This is a genomic window from Kytococcus sp. HMSC28H12 (assembly GCF_001816045.1).
In the GTDB taxonomy this organism is placed as follows: Bacteria; Actinomycetota; Actinomycetes; order Actinomycetales; family Dermatophilaceae; genus Kytococcus; species Kytococcus schroeteri.
Genome location: NZ_KV824505.1, coordinates 1 through 7,123 on the forward strand (window position 1 = coordinate 1; position 7,123 = coordinate 7,123).

The window sequence follows — 7,123 nt, forward strand, 5'->3', positions numbered from 1 at the left end:
GGCCGCACCGTCCGCGCCGCCATGGACGCCGTCTCCGCCGCCGGGCGCCCCCGCGCCATCCGGCTGGCCGTGCTGGTGGACCGGGGCCACCGCGAGCTGCCCATCCGTGCCGACCACGTGGGCAAGAACCTGCCCAGCGCGGCCGACGAACGCGTCCAGGTCCGCCTGGCCGACCCGGACGGCCTCGATGCCGTCGAGATCATCCGTCTGGCCAGGGAGGCCCGATGAAGCACCTGCTGAGCACCGACGACCTGACCCTGGAGCAGACCACCGCGCTGCTCGACGCGGCCGAGGGCCACATGGCCCTGCAGTCCGCCCCGGTCAAGAAGCGGGACGACCTGCGCGGTCGCACCGTCATCAACCTGTTCTTCGAGGACTCCACCCGCACCCGCTCGTCCTTCGAGATCGCCGGCAAGTGGCTGGGCGCCGACACGATCAACATCGCGGCCAAGGGCTCCTCGGTGAGCAAGGGGGAGTCGCTGCGCGACACCGTGAGCACCATCGCCGCGATGGGGGTGGACGCCCTCGTGGTGCGCCACCCGGCCTCAGGGGCGCCGGCGCAGATCGCCGGCTGGCTCGACGAGCGCGGCCGTCGCACCGCGGTGGTGAACGCCGGTGACGGCACCCACCAGCACCCCACACAGGCGCTCCTGGACGCGTTCACCCTGCGCCGTGCGCTGGGTGACCTGGAGGGCCGCCACGTGGCGATCGTCGGCGACATCACCCACTCCCGCGTGGCGCGCTCCAACCTTGCCACGCTCCGCACCCTGGGGGCGCGCGTCACCGTCGTCTCGCCGCCCACCCTGCTGCCCAGCGGCATCCACGCCCGGGCGCAGGCCGAGGGATTCACCGTGAGCCACGACATCGACGCGGTGCTGCCCACGGTGGACGCGGTGATGATGTTGCGCGTGCAGTCCGAGCGCATGGCCGGCGGGTTCTTCCCCACGCCGCGCGAGTACACGGTGGTCAACGGCCTCACCCGCGACCGCCTGGCCGCCCTGCCGGCCCACGCGGTGATCTGCCACCCCGGCCCGCTCAACCGCGGCCTGGAGATCAGCCCCGAGGCCGCCGACGACGCGCGCTCCCGCGTGCTCGACCAGGTGAGCGCCGGCGTGGCCGTGCGCATGGCGGTGCTCGACCACCTGCTCAACGGAACGGACGGAGAGAACGCATGACCACCGCTCGACTCATCCAGGGCGCGGACCTGGCCGGCGCGGGCGTCGGCGACCTCCTGCTGGTGGACGGCGTGCTCGCCGCCGCGGGGGCCGGCGCCGCCGAGCAGGCGCCCGCTGGGACCCAGCGCGTGGACGCCTCCGGCCTGGTGGCGCTGCCCGGGCTGGTTGACCTGCACGTGCACCTGCGCGAGCCCGGTCGCGAGGACGCCGAGACGGTGGAGACCGGCTCGCGCGCCGCGGCCGCCGGCGGGTTCACGGCCGTGCTGGCCATGGCCAACACCAACCCCGTCACCGACACCGCCGAGAAGGCCGAGCACGTGGCCGACCTGGGCCGCCGTGCCGGGCTGGTGGACGTGCACCCGGTGGGCGCCGTGAGCAAGCGGCTCGCCGGCGAGGAGCTCGCCGAGCTGGGGCTCATGGCCCGCTCCGTGGCCCGCGTCCGTGTCTTCAGCGACGACGGCAAGTGCGTGCACGACGCGCGCCTGATGCGCCGCGCGCTGGAGTACCTGCGCGGGGTGGACGGCGTCATCAGCCAGCACAGCCAGGACCCGCGCCTGGCCGACGGCACGGCCTGCTGCCACGAGGGTGAGGTCTCCGGGCGCCTCGGGCTGCCCGGCTGGCCGCAGGTGGCCGAGGAGACCGTCATCGCCCGTGACGCGATGCTGGCCAAGCACACCGGCGGCCGCGTGCACGTCGCCCACGTGACGACGGCCGGCGGGGTGGAGGTGGTCCGCTGGGCCAAGTCCCAGGGCATCCGCATGACCGCCGAGGTGACCCCCCACCACCTGGCGCTGACCACCGACCTGCTCACCGGCTTCGACCCGGTCTTCAAGGTGAACCCTCCGCTGCGCCCCGACGAGCACGTGCAGGCGCTGCGCGAGGCCCTGGCCGACGGGACCATCGACGCCGTGGCCACTGACCACGCCCCGCACGCCACGCACGACAAGGAGCACGCCTTCGTCGACGCCGCCTTCGGCATGCTCGGCCTGGAGACCGCCCTGCCGGTGGTGCACGAGGTGATGGTGCGCAGCGGCCTGCTGGACTGGGCCGACGTGGCCCGCGTGATGTCCAGTGCGCCGGCCCGCATCGCGCGGCTGGACGAGCTGGAGGGGGAGCGCCGGCAGGGCCAGGGGCTCGTCGTGGGCGCCCCGGCGCACCTCACGCTGTTCGACCCCTCGGCCGTGTGGACCGTGGACCGCGACGCGTCGCTGTCCCGCTCCCGGAACAACCCGTGGCACGGCCGCCAGCTGCACGGCGTGGTGCAGGCCACCCTGCGCGCCGGTCGCCCCACCCACTCCCTGCTGCCCGACCTGCCCGCCCACACCCAGGAGGACCGCGCATGAGCGCCGCACCCACGGACCGTTTCACCCCCGAACCCGGCCTGCTCGTCCTGGAGGACGGCGAGACCTTCGCCGGCCACGCCTGGGGCACCCGCGGTACCACGCTGGGCGAGATCGTCTTCACCACCGGCATGACCGGCTACCAGGAGACCCTCACCGACCCGAGCTTCGCCGGGCAGATCGTGGCCCTCACGGCGCCGCACGTGGGCAACACCGGCTGGAACGACGAGGACGACGAGTCCCGCCGTATCTTCGTGGAGGGCCTCGTGGTGCGCGACCCGGCCCTGCGCCCGAGCAACTGGCGCAGCCAGCGCACCCTGGAGGACGAGCTCGAGCGCCAGGGCGTGGTCGGTCTGGCCGGGGTCGACACCCGCGCCCTGACCCGCCACCTGCGCACCCGCGGCGCGATGCGGGCCGGCGTGTTCACCGGGGAGGCCGCCGGCCGCCCGGTCCAGGACCTCGTGGCCGAGGTGTGCTCCGCCCCGGCGATGGCCGGCCGCGAGCTGGCCAGCACCGTCTCCACGCCCACCCCCGTGGTGGTGCCGGCCGTGGGGGAGCACCGGTTCACCGTGGCCGCCGTGGACCTCGGCATCAAGAGCAACACCCCGCGGCTGCTGGCCGCCCGCGGCATCGAGGTGCACGTGCTGCCGGCCAGCTCCACGCTCTCGGACGTGCTCGCCGTGCCGGGCGTCACCGCGCAGTCCGGCCCCGACGGGGTGTTCTTCTCCAACGGGCCGGGCGACCCGGCCACCGCCGACACCGCCGTGGAGCTGCTGCGCGGCGTCCTGGAGGCCGAGGTGCCCTTCTTCGGCATCTGCTTCGGCAACCAGCTGCTCGGCCGGGCCCTGGGCTTCGGCACCTACAAGCTGGACTTCGGCCACCGCGGCATCAACCAGCCGGTGATGGACCGCACCACCGGCAAGGTGGAGATCACCGCCCAGAACCACGGGTTCGCCGTGGACGCCCCGCTGGACGCCGCGGTCACCGTGCCGCACCGCGAGGACTGGGGCCGGGTGTGGGTCTCCCACGTGGGGCTCAACGACCAGGTGGTGGAGGGGCTGGAGATGCTCGACCGCCCTGCCTTCTCCGTGCAGTACCACCCCGAGGCCGCCGCCGGCCCCCACGACAGCGAGTACCTGTTCGACCGCTTCGTGGAGCTCATGACCACCCGCCGCCCCGCCGATCGCAGCGCGCAGACCGCGCGGCTCGGCGCCGCGGCCGCCCCGTCCACCCCCGCAGGAGAGGTGCGCTGATGCCCCGCAATCCCGACATCCGGTCCGTCCTGGTCATCGGCTCCGGCCCGATCGTCATCGGCCAGGCGTGCGAGTTCGACTACTCCGGCACGCAGGCCTGCCGCGTGCTCAAGGAGGAGGGCCTGCGCGTGGTCCTCATCAACTCCAACCCGGCCACGATCATGACCGACCCGGAGTTCGCCGACGCCACCTACGTGGAGCCCATCACCCCCGAGGTGGTGGAGCGCATCATCGCCGCCGAGCGCCCCGACGCCGTGCTGGCCACCCTCGGCGGGCAGACGGCCCTGAACTGCGCCATCGCCCTGCACGAAGCGGGCGTGCTGGAGAAGTACGACTGCCCCCTCATCGGTGCCAACGTGGAGGCCATCCAGCTGGGCGAGGACCGCCAGCTGTTCAAGGGCGTGGTGGAGCGCTGCGGCGCCGACGTGGCCCGCTCGGTGATCTGCCACACGATGGACGAGATCATGGCCGCCGCCGACGAGATGGGCTACCCGCTGGTGCTGCGCCCCTCGTTCACCATGGGCGGTCTGGGCTCCGGCTTCGCCCACGACGAGGCCGAGCTGCGCCGCATGGGCGAGGCCGGCCTGCGCGACTCGCCGACCACCGAGGTGCTCATCGAGGAGTCGATCCTCGGGTGGAAGGAGTACGAGCTCGAGGTGATGCGCGACCGCGCGGACAACGTGGTGGTCGTGTGCTCCATCGAGAACCTCGACCCGATGGGCGTGCACACCGGTGACTCGATCACCGTGGCGCCGGCCCTGACCCTCACCGACCGCGAGTACCAGAAGTTGCGCGACGTGGCCATCGCCGTCATCCGCGAGGTGGGCGTGGACACCGGCGGCTGCAACATCCAGTTCGCGGTGAACCCCGAGGACGGGCGCGTCATCGTCATCGAGATGAACCCGCGCGTGAGCCGCTCCTCGGCGCTGGCGTCCAAGGCCACCGGCTTCCCGATCGCCAAGATCGCGGCCAAGATGGCCATCGGGTACACGCTCGACGAGGTGCCCAACGACATCACCGGTTCCACGCCGGCGTCCTTCGAGCCCACCCTGGACTACGTGGTGGTCAAGGTGCCCCGCTTCGCCTTCGAGAAGTTCCCGGCCGCCGACCCCGAGCTCACCACGACGATGAAGTCCGTGGGCGAGGCGATGGCGATCGGCCGCAACTTCACCGAGGCCCTGCAGAAGGCGCTGCGCTCCACCGAGGCCAAGGGCTCGTCCTTCGACTGGACTCCCGAGGACCGCCCGGACGCCGAGGAGCTCGAGCAGCTGCTGACGACCGTGGGCACCCCCACCGACGGGCGCCTGCGCCAGGTGCAGCGCGCCCTGTGGGGCGGGGCGAGCGTGGAGACGCTGCACGAGGTCACCGGCATCGACCCGTGGTTCCTCGACCAGGTGGCGCTGCTCAACGACGCCGCCGATGCCATCGCCGCCGACGTGGCCCGCAACGGCCGCCTGCGCCCGGAGGTGCTGGCCCACGCCAAGCGCCACGGGTTCAGCGACGCCCAGCTGGCCGCCCTGCTGGGCATGGACGAGGCGGTGCTGCGCGGGGTGCGCCACGCGCTGGGCATCCGCCCGGTCTACAAGACGGTGGACACCTGCGCGGCGGAGTTCGACGCCCGGACGCCGTACCACTACTCGAGCTACGACGCCGAGACCGAGGTGGCCCCGCGCGAGAACCCGGCCGTGCTCATCCTCGGCTCCGGGCCCAACCGCATCGGGCAGGGCGTGGAGTTCGACTACTCGTGCGTGCACGCCAGCTTCGCCCTGCGCGAGGCCGGCTACGACACGGTGATGGTCAACTGCAACCCGGAGACCGTCTCCACCGACTACGACACCTCGAGCCGGCTCTACTTCGAGCCGCTGACCCTCGAGGACGTGCTGGAGGTCTACCACGCCGAGCTCACCGCCGGTCCCGTGGCGGGCGTCATCGTGCAGCTCGGGGGGCAGACGCCGCTCGGCCTGGCCCAGGAGCTGGCCGACGCCGGCCTGCCCATCGTGGGCACCTCCCCGGAGGCCATCGACCGGGCCGAGGACCGCGGGCACTTCGGTCGCGTGCTGGCCGAGGCCGGCCTGGCCGCCCCGCGCTTCGGTACCGCCTTCTCCGCCGAGGAGGCCGTGGAGATCTCCCGCGAGATCGGCTACCCGGTGCTGGTGCGCCCGAGCTACGTGCTCGGCGGCCGTGGCATGGAGATCGTGTACGACGACGAGTCGCTGACCGACTACGTGCAGCGCGCCGCGCTGGTGACCCCGGACAAGCCGATCCTCGTGGACCGCTTCCTCGACGAGGCCGTCGAGATCGACGTGGACGCGCTCTACGACGGCACCGACATGTACCTCGGCGGCGTCATGGAGCACATCGAGGAGGCCGGTATCCACTCCGGCGACTCGGCCTGCGTCATCCCGCCGGTGACCCTGGGCACCGAGGAGCTCGACCGGGTGCGCGAGGCCACGCGGGCCCTGGCGGAGGGCATCGGGGTGCGGGGCCTGCTCAACGTGCAGTTCGCCCTCGCCCAGGGCGTGCTGTACGTCCTCGAGGCCAACCCGCGCGCCAGCCGCACGGTGCCGTTCGTCTCCAAGGCCACCGGCGTGCCGCTGGCCCGCGCCGCCTCCCGCATCATGATGGGGGAGAGCATCGCCTCGCTCACCGAGCAGGGCCTGCTGCCGGAGCACCTGGACGGCGGATCGCTCCCGGTGGACTCCCCGGTGTCGGTGAAGGCCGCGGTGCTGCCCTTCAAGCGCTTCCGCACCCGCGAGGGCCAGGTGGTGGACAGCCTTCTCGGCCCGGAGATGCGCTCCACCGGCGAGGCGATGGGCGTCGACACGAGCTTCGGCGCGGCCTTCGCCAAGGCGGAGATGGGCAAGACCACCCCGCTGCCGACGAGCGGCACCGTGTTCGTCTCGGTGGCCAACCGCGACAAGCGCGGCATGATCTTCCCGGTCAAGCGGCTGGCGGACCTCGGGTTCACGCTCGTGGGCACCGCCGGCACCGTGGAGGTGCTGCGCCGCAACGGGGTGGAGGCCCAGGTGGTGCGCAAGCGCAGCGAGGGCCGGGGGCCCGACGGCGAGCCCACCGTCGTGGACCAGATCACCTCCGGTGAGGTGGCGATGGTGGTCAACACCCCGTCGGGCCGCGACGCCCGGGCCGACGGCTACGAGATCCGGGCCGCCACGGCCTCGGCGGGTGTGCCGATCATCACCACGGTGCAGCAGCTGGGCGCCGCGGTGCAGGCCATCGAGTCGCTGCAGACCGCGGACTTCGGCGTGAAGCCGTTGCAGGCGCACGCCGTCGCGCTGGACCTGGTGGGGCGCGGGCCGGTCGGGAGCGGGGCGTGAGCGCGGGCGCGCCCGCCGGG

The 7,123-nt window shown here is 73.2% G+C and carries 4 protein-coding genes and 1 pseudogene; all 5 read left to right on the plus strand.

The window, feature by feature from the left end; all coding sequences use genetic code 11:
• Nucleotides 1-228 (plus strand): annotated as a pseudogene (locus HMPREF3099_RS07305) (bifunctional pyr operon transcriptional regulator/uracil phosphoribosyltransferase PyrR); the annotation flags it as partial.
• Entirely contained in the window at nucleotides 225-1,175 is a 951-nt protein-coding gene (locus HMPREF3099_RS07310; protein WP_070705377.1) for an aspartate carbamoyltransferase catalytic subunit, read from the plus strand. The pseudogene HMPREF3099_RS07305 and the gene HMPREF3099_RS07310, both read left to right, overlap by 4 nt.
• Nucleotides 1,172-2,518, plus strand: a complete 1,347-nt coding sequence (locus tag HMPREF3099_RS07315) for a dihydroorotase (protein ID WP_070705378.1) — start codon at nucleotides 1,172-1,174, stop codon at nucleotides 2,516-2,518. The genes HMPREF3099_RS07310 and HMPREF3099_RS07315 overlap by 4 nt, the downstream gene beginning before the upstream one ends.
• Entirely contained in the window at nucleotides 2,515-3,768 is a 1,254-nt protein-coding gene (gene carA, locus HMPREF3099_RS07320) for a glutamine-hydrolyzing carbamoyl-phosphate synthase small subunit (RefSeq protein ID WP_070705379.1), read from the plus strand. The genes HMPREF3099_RS07315 and carA overlap by 4 nt, the downstream gene beginning before the upstream one ends.
• Nucleotides 3,768-7,103, plus strand: coding sequence for a carbamoyl-phosphate synthase large subunit (gene carB, locus HMPREF3099_RS07325; RefSeq protein WP_070705380.1), 3,336 nt, complete (start codon nucleotides 3,768-3,770; stop codon nucleotides 7,101-7,103). The genes carA and carB overlap by 1 nt, the downstream gene beginning before the upstream one ends.
• Nucleotides 7,104-7,123 lie beyond the last annotated feature (20 nt).